The sequence below is a fragment of the Williamsia sp. z71 genome (genome assembly GCF_059553375.1).
Genome location: NZ_JCANWX010000002.1, coordinates 676592 through 695355 on the forward strand (window position 1 = coordinate 676592; position 18764 = coordinate 695355).

Annotated in this window: 16 protein-coding genes; 8 read left to right on the forward strand and 8 right to left on the reverse strand. The window is 64.4% G+C overall.

Annotated features, from left to right (window positions below):
* Positions 1 to 55: 55 nt before the first annotated feature.
* From AC51GR_RS07295 to AC51GR_RS07305, 3 genes are all read left to right on the forward strand, one after another.
* Positions 56 to 2833, forward strand: a complete 2778-nt coding sequence (locus AC51GR_RS07295; protein WP_496323918.1) for an ABC transporter permease subunit — start codon at positions 56 to 58, stop codon at positions 2831 to 2833.
* Positions 2830 to 3555 (forward strand): ABC transporter ATP-binding protein, encoded by a 726-nt coding sequence (locus tag AC51GR_RS07300; protein ID WP_496323919.1) that lies wholly within the window; start codon positions 2830 to 2832, stop codon positions 3553 to 3555. Before AC51GR_RS07295 ends, AC51GR_RS07300 begins: the two co-directional genes overlap by 4 nt.
* Positions 3556 to 3646: 91 nt before the next feature.
* On the forward strand, positions 3647 to 4147 hold the full coding sequence (locus AC51GR_RS07305; protein ID WP_496323920.1) for a hemerythrin domain-containing protein: 501 nt from the start codon (positions 3647 to 3649) through the stop codon (positions 4145 to 4147).
* A 42-nt stretch (positions 4148 to 4189) separates the two neighbouring features.
* On the opposite strand, the gene AC51GR_RS07310 is transcribed toward AC51GR_RS07305, so the two are convergent.
* The 8 genes from AC51GR_RS07310 to AC51GR_RS07345 all read right to left on the reverse strand — a co-directional run bounded on the left by AC51GR_RS07310 (position 4190) and on the right by AC51GR_RS07345 (position 14167).
* Positions 4190 to 5014, reverse strand: a complete 825-nt coding sequence (locus AC51GR_RS07310) for a glycosyltransferase family 2 protein (protein ID WP_496323921.1) — start codon at positions 5012 to 5014, stop codon at positions 4190 to 4192.
* On the reverse strand, positions 5011 to 6024 hold the full coding sequence (locus AC51GR_RS07315; protein WP_496323922.1) for a glycosyltransferase: 1014 nt from the start codon (positions 6022 to 6024) through the stop codon (positions 5011 to 5013). Before AC51GR_RS07315 ends, AC51GR_RS07310 begins: the two co-directional genes overlap by 4 nt.
* On the reverse strand, positions 6021 to 7130 hold the full coding sequence (locus tag AC51GR_RS07320; RefSeq protein ID WP_496323923.1) for a glycosyltransferase family 4 protein: 1110 nt from the start codon (positions 7128 to 7130) through the stop codon (positions 6021 to 6023). The genes AC51GR_RS07315 and AC51GR_RS07320 overlap by 4 nt, the downstream gene beginning before the upstream one ends.
* Positions 7127 to 8194 carry a glycosyltransferase family protein gene (locus AC51GR_RS07325; RefSeq protein WP_496323924.1) on the reverse strand — a complete coding sequence of 356 codons (1068 nt, stop codon included), beginning with the start codon at positions 8192 to 8194 and terminating at the stop codon, positions 7127 to 7129. The genes AC51GR_RS07320 and AC51GR_RS07325 overlap by 4 nt, the downstream gene beginning before the upstream one ends.
* Positions 8195 to 8374: 180 nt before the next feature.
* Positions 8375 to 10750: an FdhF/YdeP family oxidoreductase gene (locus tag AC51GR_RS07330; protein WP_496323925.1), complete on the reverse strand. Its 2376-nt coding sequence runs from the start codon at positions 10748 to 10750 to the stop codon at positions 8375 to 8377.
* An 86-nt stretch (positions 10751 to 10836) separates the two neighbouring features.
* On the reverse strand, positions 10837 to 12609 hold the full coding sequence (locus tag AC51GR_RS07335) for a GMC family oxidoreductase N-terminal domain-containing protein (RefSeq protein WP_496323926.1): 1773 nt from the start codon (positions 12607 to 12609) through the stop codon (positions 10837 to 10839).
* 23 nt (positions 12610 to 12632) lie between these two features.
* Positions 12633 to 13295 carry a hypothetical protein gene (locus AC51GR_RS07340; protein ID WP_496323927.1) on the reverse strand — a complete coding sequence of 221 codons (663 nt, stop codon included), beginning with the start codon at positions 13293 to 13295 and terminating at the stop codon, positions 12633 to 12635.
* A 113-nt stretch (positions 13296 to 13408) separates the two neighbouring features.
* Entirely contained in the window at positions 13409 to 14167 is a 759-nt protein-coding gene (locus tag AC51GR_RS07345) for an IclR family transcriptional regulator (protein ID WP_496323928.1), read from the reverse strand.
* A 47-nt stretch (positions 14168 to 14214) separates the two neighbouring features.
* Here AC51GR_RS07345 and AC51GR_RS07350 point away from each other — a divergent pair, with 47 nt between their 5' ends.
* The 5 genes from AC51GR_RS07350 (at position 14215) to AC51GR_RS07370 (ending at position 18707) form a co-directional block, all read left to right on the forward strand.
* Positions 14215 to 15003 carry a 2-keto-4-pentenoate hydratase gene (locus tag AC51GR_RS07350; RefSeq protein ID WP_496323929.1) on the forward strand — a complete coding sequence of 263 codons (789 nt, stop codon included), beginning with the start codon at positions 14215 to 14217 and terminating at the stop codon, positions 15001 to 15003.
* A gap of 25 nt (positions 15004 to 15028) precedes the next feature.
* Positions 15029 to 15988 (forward strand): acetaldehyde dehydrogenase (acetylating), encoded by a 960-nt coding sequence (locus AC51GR_RS07355; protein WP_496323930.1) that lies wholly within the window; start codon positions 15029 to 15031, stop codon positions 15986 to 15988.
* On the forward strand, positions 15985 to 17028 hold the full coding sequence (gene dmpG / locus AC51GR_RS07360) for a 4-hydroxy-2-oxovalerate aldolase (protein WP_496323931.1): 1044 nt from the start codon (positions 15985 to 15987) through the stop codon (positions 17026 to 17028). Before AC51GR_RS07355 ends, dmpG begins: the two co-directional genes overlap by 4 nt.
* Before the next feature lie 507 nt (positions 17029 to 17535).
* Positions 17536 to 17841, forward strand: coding sequence for an urease subunit gamma (gene ureA / locus AC51GR_RS07365; protein ID WP_496323932.1), 306 nt, complete (start codon positions 17536 to 17538; stop codon positions 17839 to 17841).
* A gap of 11 nt (positions 17842 to 17852) precedes the next feature.
* Positions 17853 to 18707 (forward strand): sirohydrochlorin chelatase, encoded by an 855-nt coding sequence (locus AC51GR_RS07370; RefSeq protein ID WP_496323933.1) that lies wholly within the window; start codon positions 17853 to 17855, stop codon positions 18705 to 18707.
* The last annotated feature ends 57 nt before the right edge of the window (positions 18708 to 18764 follow it).

Here is an 18764-nt window from a genome sequence, read left to right on the forward strand (position 1 = left end):
ATCTAGCGGATCGGGGGTCGCGTCTGGTTCTGCGGCCCCCGATCGAGGACATCTGATGACACAGCACTTCTCGTTCCTCCTTCTCGGCCTGGGTAACGGAGCGGTTTTCGCCGCTCTGGGGCTCGCCCTCGTCATGACGTTCAAGAGTTCCGGAGTGGTCAATTTCGCCACTGGCGCGGTGGCCCTCTATGCGGCGTACACCTACGCCTTCCTGCGAAAGGGCGAGCTGCTCAACCCGATTCCGGGTCTGCCGGCAAGGATCGATCTCGGCGGTGAGTGGAGTCTGCTTCCCGCGATGGCGTTGTCGGTGGTCATCTCGGCGATTCTGGGAGTCATCCTCTACCTCATCGTGTTTCGTCAGATGCGCGCCGCGCCGGCGCTGGCAAAAGCGGTCGCGTCCATCGGCCTGATGCTGGTGATCCAGGCGTTGATCGCCCTACGCGTGGGTACCAATACACCGACCGTGGGTCCCATCTTCGAGCTCGACACACTGTCGATCGGCGACAACGTGGTCCCGACCGACCGCCTGTGGCTGGCCGTGGTGGTTGTGTCCTTGGCGGTCTGCGCCGGGCTTGTCCTGCGCTACACCAGGTTTGGACTGGAGACCGAGGCGGCGGCCGAGTCGGAGAAGGGGGCGCTGGTCACCGGACTGTCTCCGGACCGGATCGCGGTGAGCAACTGGGCCCTGTCATCGGCGGTCGCTGCGATCGGTGGTGTGGTCATCGCGCCGATCGTCCCGCTCAATCCGGTTGCCTATTCGATGTTCATCGTTCCGGCGCTCGCCGCGGCACTGGTGGGCAATTTCTCGAGTGTGGCACTGACCGTGGGCGCCGGACTGGTGATCGGGATGGTGCAATCCGAGGCGACCAATCTCCAGGCGACGATCGACTGGTTCCCTCAGGCCGGCGTGGCCGAAGCCGTTCCGTTGCTGCTGATCCTGGTGTTCCTTCTGGTCCGCGGGCAGCCGCTACCGGGTCGGGGTGCGGTGACTCGGCAGGATCTCGGACGGTCGCCCCGTCCGCGGCGCCTGCTGCTGGGCACGGCCGCCGGTCTGGGGGCCGGCGTGATCGCGCTGCTGCTGACCTCGGGGAGCATCCGGCTGGCGGTGGTCTGTTCGATGATCTTCGGCATCATCGCGCTGTCCCAGGTGGTGATCACCGGGTATGCCGGACAGGTCTCGCTGGCGCAGCTCACCCTTGCCGGCGTCGGCGCATACAGCCTGACCCGGTTCACCACCGACCTCGACATCCCGTTTCCCATCGCCCCGATCCTCGCGGCGCTGGTCGCGATGGGCATCGGAATCGCAGTGGGGCTTCCGGCGCTCCGGGTCCGCGGCCTGCCGTTGATGGTGGCGACGCTTGCCCTTGCGGTCTTTCTCGAGGCCTTCTGGTTTCGCAATCCGACCTTCAACGGCGGTATGCAGGGCGCTGCGATCAAACCACCCACACTGTTCGGCATCGACCTCGGGATCGGGGCCGGTGAAGGCTATCCGCGGTTCGCATTCGGACTGGTCTGCCTGGTCTTCCTCGTCCTGGTTGCGCTCGGCGTCGCGAGTCTGCGGCGCAGTGGGCTCGGTGCCTCGATGCTGGCCGTCCGTGCGAATGAACGGTCGGCAGCCGCTGCGGGAATCAACGTCGGGATGACGAAGCTCCTTGCGTTCGCGGTCGCATCCTTTGTGGCCGGACTCGGTGGAGCGCTTCTGGGTTATCAGCAGACGCTGGCCACTGCGGGCAGCTTCGGCGTGTTTGCCGGTATCGGTCTGTTCGCTGTCTTCTACGTGGCCGGCGTGACCTCGGTGTCGGGTGCTCTGCTCGCCGGGATCCTGGCGCCCGGTGGCCTCATGTTCTACATCTCGGACCGCTATCTGAGCTTCGGCGAGTACTACATGCTCACGAGCGGCATCTTGCTGGTGGTCGTCGTGGTGACCACACCCGACGGGCTTGCCGGGTACCTGCATCGGATCCGGATCCCTGGTTTGGCAGAGCGGGTTCCGCGGCTGCCTGCAGATGATCCCTCGTCGTCGCAGGACAAGGAGAGTGCCCTGGCACCTTCCACCCGGATCGGTGACGAGGTGGTTCTGGCGGTCGAGGGCGTGAGTGTCCAATACGGTCCGGTGCGCGCCGTCGACGACGTCGGCTTCGAACTCAGGTCTGGTGAAATCGTCGGCCTGATCGGACCAAACGGTGCCGGAAAGACCACGCTCATCGATGCCATCAGCGGATTCGCCGCTTCGCGCGGTCGAGTCACCTTGAAAGGCAATCAGATCGAACGCCTCGCGCCGCACCGCCGAAGCCGCCTCGGACTGAGTCGCACATTCCAGGACCTGGAACTCTACGACGAACTATCGGTTGCGGAGAACGTGACGGTCGGCGCGGTCCGCGGTGACGGTGACACGTCGGAGACCGTGGGCGCGGTTCTGCGGTTGCTGCAGATCGAACACCTGGCCGACGTTGCGGCGGCGGATCTCTCACAAGGCCGGCGGCAGTTGGTGTCGGTGGCCCGGGTGCTCGCCGGTCGTCCGGCCGTCGCACTGCTGGACGAGCCGGCAGCGGGGCTCGACACCACCGAGAGCAGATGGCTCGGTGAGCGTTTGCAGGCGGCTCGTGCGATGGGAGCGACGATGCTGCTTGTCGATCACGACATGGAATTGGTGCTGAGCATCTGCGATCGCGTCATCGTGCTCGACCTCGGCAAGGTCATCGCCACCGGGACGCCCGACGAGATCAGGGCTGACGATGCGGTGATTCGCGCCTACCTCGGCTCTCCGGCCGGGGAAACCGACGAATCGGTGGAGGCCCAGGGCTCGACCGCAACCGATGAGGTGTCAACATGAGCGTCCTGTCCTGTCACGGTCTGAATGCCGGCTACGTCAGGTCGAGCCCGTGCGTGCGTGAGCTGGATCTGGCGCTGTCGGAAGGGGAGATCGTTGCTCTTCTCGGACCGAATGGTGCGGGCAAGACGACGTTGCTGATGACGTTGGCCGGGTTGTTGCCCAGACTCGGCGGCTCGGTGACGTTGGCGGACGAAGAGCTCGGGTCCGGCAATCCGCGTGCCGCGGTGCGCCGGGGAATGGTTTTGGTGCCCGATGATCGCGCGTTGTTCAAGAAGTTGTCGGTTGAGAAGAACCTGCGGCTTGCCATCCGGGAGCGGGGCCGACCGGCGAGAGCCGCCATCGATGAAGTCCTGCAATTCTTTCCGGCCCTCGAACCTCGTTTGAACCTCGCGGCAGGTCAGCTCTCGGGCGGTGAGCAGCAAATGCTCGCGATCGGCCGGGCGCTGGTGCAGCGCCCCAGGGTCCTTCTCATCGACGAGCTGAGTATGGGGTTGGCGCCCGTTGTCGTCGATTCGATACTGGCCGTCCTGCGGGACGTCGCGTCGACCCAGCGGACTGCGGTGATGCTGGTCGAACAGCATGTGCGTCTTGCACTCGGGATAGCTGATCGAGCTGTTGTCCTGGTCCATGGTCGGGTGAACCTGGAGGACGACGCCGCCGTGCTGTCACAGGATGTGGGCAGAATAGAACGGGCCTACCTCGGACAATCGCCCGCGCGGTGACTTCGGCATTCGGTGTTTGGCGCGCATCGGGGCGGGGCACTTCTCGAGTGTCGGCGTCACGTCACCGTCCACCAGCCCGAGGAGATCTCACATGTCCACAGATGCAATCGTCATCCTCAAAGAGGACCACAAGGCGATCAAAAAGCTGTTCAACGACTTCCGGAATGCCGGTCCGAATGCGGCCAAGACCAAGGCCGACATTGTCTCCAAGATCATCGAGGCGCTGACGGTTCACACCTACATCGAGAACGAGGGGATGTATCCGGCGGTGCGCAAAGCGGTTCCTGATGTCGAGGACGACATCTTGGAATCGTACGAGGAGCATCATGTGGCGGATCTGCTGGTGATGGAACTGGCCGGCATGACCCCTTCAGACGAGCGATTCGACGCCAAGACGACGGTCCTCATCGAAATCGTGGAACACCACATCGAGGAAGAGGAAGACGAATGGTTTCCGGAGGTCCGAAAGGCCCTTGGACGCAAAGAATTGCAGGAGATCGGCGAGCAACTCCTCGAATTGAAGGAGAAGGCTCCTCATTCGCCTGCCCAGCCGTCCGCGCTGAAGAAGACCATCGACGCCGTGATCAAATGATGTCGTGAGCGGCCGAGCCGGCGAAAACCTTGTCAAGGACGCTCATGTCACCGGGACGTGTTTCGGCACCCCGTTGTCCATGGTGATGAGGCCGAGTTCTACGAACGCATCCAGCCAGCCCTGCATGGGCCACCAACCCCACCGGTCGTAGAAGACGGCGCCGTTGGTCAGTATGTCGTCGAGATGTTCGACCGGGGGATCGGAGACGGGGTGGTGTTGGTGCAGCGCATGGGCTCCGCCGACCCAGCACAGCGGGATCCCTTCCCGTGCAGCCAGTTGTCCGAAGTCGGTGTCCTCTGCTCCGTACCCGGCATAGCCGGTGAAGAACCCGCCGATGCGTTGCCAGGTTGCCGGGGTCACGGCAAACGACAGCGACCAGAAGAGGGTGTGATCGTCGGTCTCGATCAGTGCGCCCGGCTCGGGATCGGGGCGGGCGGGGTGGGGGCTCACTCGGGAGTCGAGTCGATCGAGACGGTAGCCTTCTGGTCCGGCCGGCGGCAGATATGTGACCGGCCCGCAGAACAGTGCACCGGTGGGGCGTCGCGTTGCCGCGGCGATGTAGTGCTCGATCATGGTGTCGACGGGCAGGCAGTCGACGTCGAGGAATATCAGGAGGTCGGCGCCGAGCGCCATCGCGGTGGCAGCGCCCACATTGCGCGCGGCGGCGACCGGGAGGCGATGATCGGGGTCGTCGACCTGCTCGAGGTGAATCGAGTCATGTTCGGCGACAACGGCTGCCGCCGAGGGGTCGTTCATCGCCACCACCACATGGATGTCCGGCTTCACACCGCTGCGATCGAGTGCGGCGAGCTGCCGGCGTAGATGGCGTTCGCGTCCTGACACGGGAGTGATGATCGCGGTTCTCACCCGGCGCTCACCCCGTCGCCGGCACGATCGGCCACGCTGTCAATGATGTGGGCGGCTCGCCGCGCGGCGCCGCGAGTCTGCCAACGTTGCCATCTCCGAGAATCCAAACCCCTTGCCTCCGTCAGTATTTCGGACCATTCATGCGGCTCTGGCCATGATGATCTCACGACGCCGAGTCCGTGACGCTCGATGACACCGGCGGTGGCGTCCTGCTCTCCGAACGGACGCGGCTGCGGAACGATCACTGCCGGACGACTCGCAGCGGCGATGTCGGCGATGGAGTTCTGTCCGGCGCCGGAGATCACCACCGCGGCCTCGGACAGCTGTGCCCAGGGGTTGGCGATCCATGGCGTTCCGGTGACGCCCAACGCCTGCCAACGGTGGTCGGGGTTGCGCTGTTCCCATCTCGCGACCGTGTCGATCGTCAGATCCGAGCCACCGGCTCCGCTGAGTACCAGCGCCAGGGGACGGTCATCGGTACGCGTTTCCGGAACCGGGCAACCGTCGAATCGACTCACCCCACCGACGAAGGTGGTCTTGTGCGCATGTGGCTTCAGCCATTCGGGGACGTACAGATCTCCTGGCCAGGCGGCGATGATGTGGTCGGCAAGCCCGTACACGAGTTCATGGGGTGGGTCGGTTCGTTCCCCGGGCATGGCGATGACGATGACCGGTATGCCGAAAAGCCTTGCAAGAGTGGCAACCTCCACTGACACGTCCACAACGATGGCCGCCGGTCGACGGTCGCGTATCCAGTCGGCGAGCGTATGCATGCGCTCGGCCAAACCCCGATCGTGTAGGGGTGCCCAGTGCAGGCGTCCCCCTGCGCTCGGTCTGATCGGCGAGGGGTCGGTGTCATCCCGGGGTAGCTGCACGACATCGGTGAAGACGGGATCCGCCGGGAAAGGCATCGAGGTCAGCGCGGTGACCTCGTGTGTGATGTGTGCGGCGATGGCCCCGGCGCGGGTCAGATGGCCCCGACCATGGTGATGGATGTAGTAACCGATCATGCCGGCTGCTTCGCTTTGTCTTCGAGACCTCGGTCGGCCGCGATCATGCTTCGGTACCGGTTGATGTATGCGGTCACCATCCCATCGGCCGAGCAGTGGCGCCGGGCATGCTCCCGGACCCGGTCGCGACAGAGCCCGGTGGCCGCGGGAATGGATTCGGCCATCGCGATGACATCGTCCGAGGGAACCAACGCGCCGCAGTCCGCCGAACTCAGGATCTCGGGGACACCGCCCCTGGCAAATGCGACCACCGGTGTCCCGCAGGCCAACGACTCCGCGACGACGAGTCCATACGGTTCGTCCCACCGCGGTGTCACCAATGCAGCGGCGCTTCTACCGATCAGCTCCGCGAGTGCAGGCTGCGTCAGGTGGCCGGCGTATCGGATCGATCCGCCGAGTCGTGGCTCGATCAGGTCCCGGAAGTAACTCTCGTCTGGGATGGGCCCGGCCAGCACGAGCGGCATATGCGCTCGGCGGGCGGCCTCGATGGCAAGATGCGGGCCCTTCTCGGGCGTGATCCGGCCGAACCAGATCAGCTCGTCACCCCCGGGACCCATGGGCCAGGTGTCGAGGTCGACGCCGTTCCTGATGACGTCGACATCCCTGATGATGGGACGCCACGCGCCTGCCGTGTGATCACTGACCGCGACGAACTGGCCACCCTCCCCTCCGGTGGTGACGATCGCCGACTCCAGCCACGGCGTCGGCGGGGTATGCAGTGTCGACAGCATCGGGGTGCTCAACATCGGCGCCATGGCGATCGGGAGATAGTGCAGGCAATGATTGTGAATGACGTCGAAGTGGCGGTCCCGGGCAAGTTCGATCATGAGATTCAGGTACGCGTGATGATCGGCCATGAAATAGGCGGAAGGCATCGACGGGTCAGAACGTGCAGATGGACTCAGATGCAGTTCTCGAACCCGTAGTTGTTCGGTCGGTGCCTCCCGATCGGAGCCCGGAGCGGCGAAGAGTGCCACGTCGTGGCCTCGGCTTGTCAGCGCTCGGGCCAGATGCCAGACATGGGCCTCGAGACCGCCGGCGAAAGGCTGACTGATCGGGAATCGGTTCGAGGCGATCAACGCGATCCGCAACGAGGATGAGCTCATGCCAGGACAGCTTTGTACAGGGCCGCGTGGGCATCGGCCACTTCGGTTCGTTGTGTCTGTCGACTGCTCCACGTCGCGCGGGGCATGGGCGTCCCGTCGATCCAGCGGGCATGGAGATTCTCGACCGCGGCGCGAAGAGTGTCGGCGTCGAAAACGTGCTCGTCGAAACCGAAGACCTCACATGGCTGCTGCTGGTCATAGAACCCGCAGCTGGGCGCGATGACGGCGGTTCCGAGATCATGGCAGGCCTCGAGCCAGCCGGAGTGGGTACCGAATCGGTACGGCAGTACCGACACCGTCAATGACTGGAGGTAGTCCCACAATTCGTCATCAGAGAAGTACTGGTGGACGTGGACGTCGACGCCCTGCCGTTCGCCGTGGTCGAGTATCCGGCGGCCCATCTCCGGCGCGTACCAGTGGTTGTCGGGGTCGAAGATCTCGTCGTGGACGTTGATCTGCAATCGCGCCTTCGGCAGGTCACGTACTGTCTCGGCCAACACGTCCAGGACGGGCAATGGATCCATGTTGGCGCGCAGACTTTTTGCGTGAAGCCCGACGACGAACTCCTCCGACGGATCTCGGGGAGCCGCGATCCGCGGACCGTCGAGCACGTGTGGGTGGGGAAGCACGGTGGCCTCGCGGTTCCAGCGCTTCGAAATATGCTCGGCGGCACCGGGGGTCAGGGTGATCAACGCGTCGGCAGCGTTGATCAGGACATCCTGCTGTGCAATGTGCGCGTCAGGCTGGGGATGGTGGGGGTTGCGGAGATCGTGAACGGTGTAGACCAACGGGATCTCGTGCGTCTTCAACTCGTGTATGAGCGATTCGAGGGCCATGGGGTCGATGGCATCGAAACCGAAGTGAATATGGAACACGTCGAATCCCTTGTGGTTACGCGTAATCCATCCCGGATCGAGCATGAGAGGCGGCCACCAGCCGCCGGGAACCTTCCGTCCGTCGGCCGGAACGGGATCGGGTAGACGCTCGACGTCGCCCTCGGCGTTCAGGTGGGACAGATGCCGAACATAGACATGCGAGGACGGCACCGACGCGACACGCAACAACTCAAGACTCCTAGCATGGTCTTCTTGTCGGGGGTGTGGGCCCACAAGATCATCGAAAATGCGGCGTCAGCGCCGCTGACGCTGTATACCCAGATTTCACATTTGTAAGCCTGGCCTGGTCAGGTCAGGTCGGCGACTCGGGGCTCACGTGATCGTCGGGGTCCGGCGCGACTGTGGGTGTCAGCTCAGGTGATGTGGTTGTGGATGCGTTTTGTGATCCCAGTCGGATCCGGTCGCCTGCTGACTGCCGGTGTGGGACTCGACGCGGCCTTGGCCCGCCGGTACCAGCGATACGATGATCGATTTCGACGTCGGACAGTTGCTCTTGAGCGCGGTGGAGTCCAGTGGTACGAGAGGGTTGGTCTCCGGGTAGTACGCCGCCGCACTGCCCCGCGGGGTGGCGTACTCCACGATCCGAAAAGAGGGTGCGCAGCGCAGCTGGTCGTCGTCGTCCCAGCGGGTGACGATGTCGACGATGTCCCCGTCGCGATAGCCGAGGGCGGAGATGTCCTCGCGATGCGCGAAGATCACCCGTCGACCGCCCTCGATACCTCGGTACCGGTCACTGAAACCGTAGATGGTCGTGTTGAACTGGTCGTGGCTACGCAGCGTCTGCAGGATCAGATGATTGGCGGGAACCTGCAGAACGTCGATCGGGGACACCGCGAACTCTCCACGGCCCGAGTCTGTCTCGAACGTGCGGGAGTCCCGGGGCGGGTGGGGGAGGATGAACCCGCCCGGCCTGCGGACGTTGACCTCGTATCCCTCACATCCGGGGACCACCCGGGAGATGTGGGCCCGGATGTTGCGGTAGTCATCGCGCATCGCGGCCCAGTCGATGCCGTGCCGATCACCGAGGGTGGCTTCGGCGATCCCGGTGATGATGGCGACCTCGGACCGCAGGTGTGGACTGGCCGGGGTCAGCGGACCCCGTGACGAATGCACCGAACAGGTCGAGTCCTCGACCGAGATGTACTGGGGGCCACTGGCCTGGATGTCCTGCTCGGTCCGGCCCAGGGTGGGCAGGATGAGAGCGGTGTGTCCGCAGACGAGGTGGGAGCGGTTGATCTTCGTGGAGATCTGGACGGTCATCCGGGCATTGCGCAGTGCCTCGGCGGTGACATCGCTGTCGGGGGTCGCCTGAGCGAAGTTGCCGCCGAGGCCGAGGAAGAAGTGGACTTTGCCGTCCCGCATCGCCCGGATGGAGTCGACGGTGTCCAGTCCGTGCTCGCGCGGCGGGTCGAAGCCGAACTCTCGCGAAAGTGCGTCGAGAAAATGCTCCGGTACGCGTTCCCAGATACCCATCGTCCGGTCGCCCTGGACGTTGGAATGTCCGCGGACCGGAAACAGGCCTGCGCCGGGCTTGCCGATGTTGCCCTGTGCGAAGGCAACATTGGTGAGTTCCTTGATGGTCGCGACCGCGTTGCGATGCTGGGTCAGGCCCATCGCCCAGCAGAACACGGTGGCCTTCGAGTCACGCAGGAGTTCGGCGGCACCGGTGATCTGTTCCCGGGACAGTCCGGTGGTGGCGGTGACCACATCCCAGTCCACGTTTCGGACGTGATCGCGCCAGGCGTCGAATCCGGCGGTGTGCTCGTCGATGAACTCATGGTCGAGGGCATCCCATTCGACGAGCAGCGAGCCGAAGGCCTGGAACAGGGCGAGGTCGCCGTTCAGCGCGATGGGCAGATGCATGTCGGTCAGGTCGGTACCGGGTCCCACGACGCCGCGGGGTGTCTGGGGGTTCTTGAAGTTGACCGATCCGGCCTCACGGAGGGGATTGATGGACAGGATCTTGGCCCCGTTCTGCTTGGCCTTCTCGAGCGCCGAGAGCATCCGGGGATGGTTGGTGCCGGGATTCTGCCCGGCGATGACGATCAGTTCGGCCTGGTAGACGTCGTCGAGGGTGACGCTCGCCTTACCGATGCCGATGGATTCCTGCAGGGCGATCGACGTGGACTCGTGGCACATGTTCGAGCAGTCGGGCATGTTGTTGGTGCCGAAGGCGCGGGCGAACAGCTGGTACACAAAGGCCGATTCGTTCGACGCCCGCCCCGATGTGTAGAACGTGGCCTCGTCCGGTGTGGCCAGTCCGTTCAACTCCTCGGCGATGAGTGCGAACGCGTCGTCCCAGTCGATGGGTTCGTAGTGGGTTCCGCCGGGCCGTTTGACCATCGGGTGGGTGATCCGGCCCTGCTGCCCGAGCCAATGCTCGGTGCGACCGTTCAGATCATCGATGCTGTGTTCGGCGAAGAAGGCCGGCGTCGCGCGAGTGGTCGTGCCTTCTTCCGCCACGGCCTTCGCACCGTTCTCACAGAACTCGGCAGTATGCCGGTGTCCCGGATCGGGGTCGGGCCAGGCGCAACTCATGCAGTCGAAGCCCTCGGTCTGATTCAGCTTCAGCAGGGTCTTCGCAGTCCGGACGGGCCCCATGTGGCCGAGCGCGCGCTTCATGGACACGGCGACCGCGGTCGGCCCGGCCGCGTGGGTTTTGGGCTTTTCGATGTCGAGGTTTGCCAGGTCGCGTTCGTTTTCGCGCGTGTTCTCTTCAGACATGAAAACCCTCTCCACCGACGACTCGTGCGTACCGCAGTCCGGGTACCCCGGCGGGATCGCTTTCAAGCCTGTCCGCAAATCGCGGGCTACAGGTTGCGGGCGACGACCGCCTCGGTGACGCGATCGTCGATAGACGTCACCGGGGACTCCTTCGTCACCCAATTGTCCCCGCCGAAGTAGGTCTGGAAGATCTTTTCCGCCGTACGCGTGCCGATCGCCTGGGTCGTCAGGGTTGGATTGGGGCCACCGAGGGAATTGGCCAACGCCGAGTTGTCGGCGATGTAGAGACGTTTGACCCATCTGGCCTGGGCATCGGAGGCGAGCACCGACGTGTTGGGGTCCTCGCCCATGCGCATGCTCGACTGTGAATGCAGGATGAGCGGGGGCCAGTCGCACCGGTGGACTGTGTGGGCGCCTGCGGCCCGCATGAGTTCCACCGCCTTCTCGGTGCAGTACTTCCTGTTCCGTTTGGTCCGGGCCGACCGGTTGCGATGTTGCATGGTGACGCGCGGCGCCAGGCCGTTCTCGTCCGGGGGGAGGATGCCGGGTACCGAGACGGTGTTGCCGGGCTCGACGTCGTCGTCAGTGATGACCAGCGCGGCAAGCGTTCTGTTGGCGTCGCCCAGGGTGGTGAGCAGATCGCGGCCGACCAGGCGGCCATAGGTGTCGGCGCCCGCGGAATCGACCACACTGCCGGCGCGACCGTGGCCTTGGATGCCCGAGTCGCTGAAGTTCATCGCGTACGCCTGCAGGGCCGGCGGTAGGCAGATCTGTTCGATGCCGCCATAGCCCGGGAAGTCCACACGGGCGTTGGATCCTGCGCCTTTCGTCTGGCCGGTGTATTCGTCGAATACACCGAAGACACAGTCCATGTGGTGGTCGGTGATCCCCCGACCCACCCAACCGTTCGGGTTGGGGAGCAGGGACTGCAGCCACAGTCGCGGAGACTCGACACAGCCTGCGGCCAGAACGACCACCTTCGCGGTCTCCTCGTGGATCGACCCGTCCACGGTCCGGAACTGGACGCCATGAGCGGTGGTCTCACCGTTCACGTCGTGGGTCAGGATCCTGGTCACGAACGCGTCGGTGATGAGCCTGGCTGCCTTGCCCCCACGGGACCACGCGTCGGCGGTGAGCATCATCGGAATGTATGAATTGTCGGTGGAGCGACGGGCTTTGAGGTTGCGAGGCGCACCTTTGGGGAGGTAACAACCCTCGTAACAGTGGCCGCACATGGTGCATCCCTGTGCTTCGGGGTAGCGCAGCCGGTTCGGGTCGCGGGTGCGGCCCGCCGTGCCACCGGGCTGCAGGATCGCGTTCTGCTGGGCCCGGTGCGCCGGTCCGGTGGTGTCGAGTGAGGTCTGGTGCGGCAGGCCCATGGCGGCGGCCCCGCGCAGGAAGACCTCTTCTTTGGCACCCATCGGGGCGGTCTGAATCGGAAGTGTTGCCTCACACCACTCGTAGTAGGGCCGGAGCTCTTCGTAACCGAAAGGGAACAGGTGCGCCGTGTCGTACATGTTCCGGTCGGCCCCGGTGTAGTCGTTGAACACGCCGGGTGCCGATCGGGGGCAGTTGCCGAAATAGTGCAGGGTGGTGCCGCCGGCGCCGCTGACCTGCCAGACGAACGAACTCTGCGGCAGGTCTCGCAACCAGGGTCCCTTGGATCGGTCGCCGGGACCCTCGCGCAGGAAGCCGGTGATCGGATTGTTGGCGTCGTCTTCGAAGTGTGTCCACTGATTCTCCGGATCGGCATGCCGTGGACCGGCTTCCAGGACGAGCACATCCAGACCCCGGGCAGCGAGTTCCTTCGCCACCACGGGCCCGCCGCCCCCGGCACCTATCACAATGATGTCTGTCATCGATTCCCCCTCATACAGATCCGTCAATCGATGGCTGTGACCCCTTGGTAATAACCGCGGAACTCGTCCCAGCCGTCACTCACGCCCTCGTACTTGCTCAGCTCCCAGCCGACCGGGCGTCCGGTCAGTCGCTTGTTGCCGGCATCGAAGGCGGAGACCTCCGAATAGGCCGCGAACGCTGCGAGAGTGGGTATTGCATTGACCGCGAACTTGATCGGCAAACCTGGTAACAGCGGGTTGGTGTCCAGCATCTCGAAGACCTGGGCCTTTTCCCGGTGCGAGAGGTTCGCGAACGGAGCGGCGAATTGGCCACGCGCCGAACCCGGATTGAGTGTCACCGCGAAGATGTTGATCAGTGCGGCTATCGCAGCGGCACCCGGAAGTGTGATCCCGAAAGCCGGCCCGAGGACGGGGACCGGGACCGCCCGGTCGAGCGTCTTCTCCAGCGATTCGGGAATGCCCGGGGACACCCCGCCCGGCCGATCTGTCGCCATACCCTGCGCGCGAGAGTAGGGGTCATTGCCCGGGACGATGAAGGAAAGGATGCCATTGATCGTATCCCGCACGGGTGGAAGGGAATTGGCGTAGACCCGCATTTTTGACATGGCGCCGGGGAGGGTGACTGCGGCGGTCAGGCTCACGCCGACCGCACCGGCCCTGGTGAAGAACTGGCGACGACTCAGCACGCTTGGCTCCTGTCGAGGAGGGGAATCACAGCGCCGACCCTGCACTGTGGGTTGGAACACATTAACAAGGTTGGTCCCGTTCGGCAGCGATTAGACGACCTTCGGTGAACCGGCTAGTTCTGACCGTGTGCTCCGGCGCGGGACAACAGTCGACCCAGTGCGAGCGATGCCGTCTGGACGGCGGGAGCCAGGAGTTCGGGTTTGAACCGCTCTTTGGGCACGGACACCGACAACGATGCGATGGGTTCGTCGCGGATCAGCACGGTGGCCGCGACACAGCAGCTGCCTTCCGCCGCTTCTTCGCGTTCGAGCGCGACACCTCGCGCGCGGATAGCGGCCAGCTCGCGGTCGAGTGTCCGCGGATCGGTGATCGAGTTCGCGGTGTAGCGCCGCAACGGCCGCGAGAGCACCTCCGCCTGGAACTCCGCGGATTCGAATGCCAGGAGCGCCTTACCCACCGCGGTGCAGGTGAGGGGCAGCCTGCCGCCGACTTGTGAGGGCAGGGGTTGAGCGGTGTGTCCGTGCAGCTTCTCGATGTAGACCACGTCGTACTGATCGCGGACGGCGAGGTGGATGGTCTGCTCGGTGACCGCGAACAGATCCTGCATGAAGGGCATGGCCGCCACCCGGAGCCGGTGTTTGACCGAGACCCGCTCACCGAGCTCGAACAGCGTCATACCCAGTTCGAACTTGTTACCGGTGCGCTGGATCCAACCCAGGTCGGCCAGCTCGACCAGTAACCGATGGGTGGTCGAGCGGGGGATACCGGTGCGCGTGCAGACTTCGGCGAGCGTGAGCGCGGTCCCGCCGGGGAACGAATCGAGCAGAAGCGCCGACTTTTCGAGCTGCGACATATTTCCATCCCGTGACATGGGATGAATCCTAGTCAGTGGTTCGGTTGAGCAATAGGTTCGTCCACATGACAACGCAAGTGAACGTGATCGAGGCTGCGGCCGAGCGGCTGGCCACCGCGACTCGTACGGGTACACCGTGCGAGCCGGTGCGCGACCTGATCGGAAGCGACGACATCGAAGCGGCCTATCGGGTCCAGACCTTGAACATCGAGGCACTGGTGGCCTCGGGTCGCCGTATCGTCGGACGTAAGACCGGACTGACTTCGCCGGCGGTGCAGAAGCAACTCGGTGTCGACCAGCCCGATTTCGGGGTGTTGCTCGACGACATGGACTGCACCGGTGACGCCGAGATCGATTCGAACCGTCTGCTGCAGCCCAAGGTCGAGGCGGAGATCGCCTTTGTGCTGTCCCGGGACATCACCGCACCGATCACCGAAGCCGAAGCACCGCAGTATGTCTCGGACGTCTATGCCTCGTTCGAGATCGTCGACAGCCGTATCGCCGGGTGGGACATCAGGCTCGCCGACACCGTGGCCGACAACGCCTCGTCGGGACTGTATGTCCTGGGCGATCGGTGTGACCGGAACAATGTGCCGGACCTGGCCGCCGTCGAGATGACCATGTCCGAGAACGGAGTACAGGTCTCACAGGGCAAGGGCTCGGATTGCCTGGGAAGTCCATGGAATGCCCTCGCCTGGCTGGCGAACACCGCGATCGAATACGGCACCGTGCTCTACGCGGGGGACGTTGTCCTCTCCGGCGCCCTGGGACCGATGGTCCCGGCAGTGCCCGGTTCCACCTACGTCACGACAATTTCCGGCATCGGCAGCGCAACCGCAGTTTTCAGTGCCTGACCAACCCATCCGAAAGCAGAACACAATGAGCACAATCAAGGCCGCGATCATCGGATCGGGCAACATCGGGACCGATCTGGTCATCAAACTCAAGCGGGTGGCCAAGAATGTCGAGATCGCGGTCCTGGTCGGCATCGACCCGGAATCCGACGGACTCGCTCGCGCCAAGCGGATGGGCATCAGCACCGTCCACACCGGCGTACAGGGCCTCATCGACCACCCGGACTTCGACGACATCGAGATCATCTTCGACTCGACGTCCGCCAAGGCGCACGTCGCCAACGAAGAAGCGTTGCGCCCGTACGGAAAACGTCTCATCGACCTCACCCCGGCCGCGATCGGTCCCTACGTGGTGCCCGCGGTCAACCTCGAAGAGCACCTGGATGCACCGGACGTGAACATGGTCACCTGCGGTGGGCAGGCCACGATTCCGATCGTGGCGGCTGTGTCCGCTGTGACCAAGGTTCACTACGCCGAGATCGTGGCCTCGATCGCCTCGAAGTCGGCCGGACCCGGAACCCGGGCGAATATCGACGAGTTCACCGAAACCACCTCTGAAGCAATCAAAATGGTCGGCGGCGCCGCCTACGGCAAGGCGATCATCGTGCTGAATCCGGCCGACCCGCCGCTGATCATGCGTGACACCGTGCTCACGCTGGTGACCAACCCCGATCAGGACGCGATCCGTCAATCGGTGCTCGACATGGTTGCGAAGGTGTCGGCCTACGTCCCCGGATACCGCCTCAAGCAGGAGGTCCAGTTCACCCAGCTCGATGACGCGGAGTCCGTCGCCACCCTGACCGGTGGCGACGATGTCGGCCCGGGTCTGTGGAAGGTGTCGGTGTTCCTCGAGGTCGAGGGTGCTGCTCACTACCTGCCGGCCTACGCAGGCAACCTCGACATCATGACCTCGGCGGCACTGCAGGTGGCCGAACGCATCGCCGAAACGAAACTCAACGACTCAACAGTGGAGATGGCCCGATGACAACTGACAACAGAGCTTCCGTGGTCGATGGCGCGGCCCTGTACATCCAGGACGTGACCCTGCGGGACGGCATGCACGCCAGTCGGCACCGCATCTCACCCGAAAACGTGGCCCGGATCGCCGGCGCTCTCGATCGGGCGGGTGTCGACGCGATCGAGGTCGCCCACGGCGACGGGCTCGCCGGGCACAGCCTGACCTATGGCGCAGGCAGCAACACCGACTGGGAGTGGATCGAAGCCGCGGCATCGGTTGTTCACCGGGCCAAGCTGACGACGTTGCTGCTGCCCGGTGTCGGTACCGTTGTCGAACTCGAACGTGCGTTCAACCTCGGCGTGACGTCGGTTCGGGTCGCGACCCATTGCACCGAAGCCGATGTGGCGGCTCAGCACATCGCCAAGGCGCGTGAACTCGGGATGGATGTGTCCGGATTCTTGATGATGTCGCATCTCTCCGAGCCGGCCGCGTTGGCGCAGCAGGCGAAGCTGATGGAATCGTATGGTGCGCACTGTGTCTACGTCACCGACTCCGGTGGCCGGTTGACGATGGATGGTGTTCGGCAGCGGGTCCGTGCATACCGGGATGTGCTCGATGAGAACACCCAGATCGGTATTCACGCGCACCAGAACCTCTCGCTGTCGGTGGCCAATTCGGTTGTGGCAGTTGAAGAAGGCGTGACCCGCGTCGACGCGTCGCTCGCCGGACACGGTGCCGGAGCAGGCAACTGCCCGATCGAGCCCTTCATCGCTGTCGCGGACATCGAGGGCTGGAAGCACGGTTGCGACCTGTTCGGGTTGCAGGACGCTGCCGACGACATCGTCCGCCCGTTGCAGGACCGGCCGGTGCAGGTCGACCGCGAGACACTCACACTCGGCTACGCCGGCGTGTACTCGAGCTTCTTGCGTCATGCCGAAGCCGCGGCGAAACAATACGGACTCGACACTCGCGCGGTGCTGCTCGAAGTCGGCGCCCGCGGACTCGTCGGTGGTCAGGAAGACCTGATCACCGACATCGCACTGGATCTGGTGGCCGGCAAGAAGTAGGCCGGCCCTCGCTCCGGGGGCCTCTCGAAACCAACCCAGGCGTCCTGTGTGTGCACAAATGCACGCACGGGGCGCCTGGGTTCTTTTGTGCCATCAGAAGTCCCGGTCGCGCACGAACATGCCTGCCAGTTCTCGCATCGGCAAACGGTTTAAATAGCGGTCCTAACAGACCGGGACCAGAATTCGGACATATGTAAACATGGCGTCGGCCGGGGAGCATGGTTGTGTAAATCCCCATTGGCCGAGTGGGGATGGAGCCGAAATGTCCAATTTTGACCGGTATTCGAATTCTATTGCGGCCCAGCCAGATTCCTGTTGTTCGGGCCATGGTCTGTGCTGATATCCAATTCGTCTTCGGGTGCGGTCGGCCGGTGCGCATCACCGACGCGGCAATTCTTCGAAAGTCTTGAGGGTTGGTTGTACTTGGAATAGTGTCCGAAGTACTGCACTCCGAGGTCAGCGCTTTTTCAGGATGCGGGCCGTAACAGCAGGAAGGTCGTCGAGGCCATGAATCTGACTCCACGCGAGATGGACAAACTCGTTATCTACCAGGTTGCAGAACTCGCGCGTAGGCGACGCGACCGCGGCACCAAGCTGAATCTGAGCGAGGCGCAGGCCATGGTCTCGGAAGCGATCCTGGAAGCGGCCCGCGACGGCAAATCGGTTGCCGAGTGCATGGAACTGGGCAAGCACGTGGTGTCGGAGGCCGACTGCATGCCCGGTGTGCGGGCGCGGCTATCCCTGCTGCAGGTCGAGGCGACGTTTGTGGACGGCAGCAAACTGGTTTCGTGCCACGACCCCGTGGGCGCTTAACCATGCCGGCCGTGCGACAGGACGCAGTGGTCACCGTTCTGGTCGGCGGCCACGAGAGCGCGCACGGCGCCGATCTGATTCCACTGCTCGATGTGTTGCCCGGCGCGGTGATCACCCCGTCGGGGCGTCCGCTACACGACGCGGTGACCGAACTCCTGGCAGACGATGCGGGTCCCGTGATGGTCCTGCCGATGACCTGGGGTCGGGATCCGGTCATGGTGGCAGAGACCGCGAAGACTCTCCGGTGGTGCGCCGCCGAGGGCGATGTAGGTCGGATCGCGCTGTGTGCGGAGTTCGGGACGGCCGATCACCTGATCGCATGGCTCCGTCGAGCCGCCGCGGATACGGCACGGCAGCGATCGGGCGCGGGCTTGATCATCGCCGCGCCGGCGTCGAATCCGTTTGATGATGCCGAGTTGCACCGCATCGCCCATCTCGTGCGCACGCATGGCACCGGAATCCACGTCGAGGTGGCCTGCGTCGGGGAAAACGACGAGCTGACCCGCGCCATCGATCGGTCGCGGTTGCTCGGTACCGAGGAGGTGGTTGTCGTCCCGGCGGGCTTTGCCAGGACCGCGCCTGCCGGGCTGCCTTCCGACCACGCGAGCTTCTTCGGGCCGTTGCTCTCCGAGCAGGCGCTTCTCGATGTCGTCCGGCGACGGGTGGCCGCCGCGCGGCACGAGCTCAGTCACGGACGAGACGGGATCGCCGCCGGCCTGGTCGCCGATCACGGCCATGGTTATGCCCACTCGCACGGGTTCGAGGACGACGGATCCGGGCATCACACACATCAGCATCCGCACCCGCACGAGGCGCCGGGCAGCGGCAGTCCGTTTGACGACGAGGTCCTGACCTCGCCTCACTGAGTCATCATCGGCGACGCAGATCGCGGCGCCCACATAAATAGTGGAGGGATCAACCCC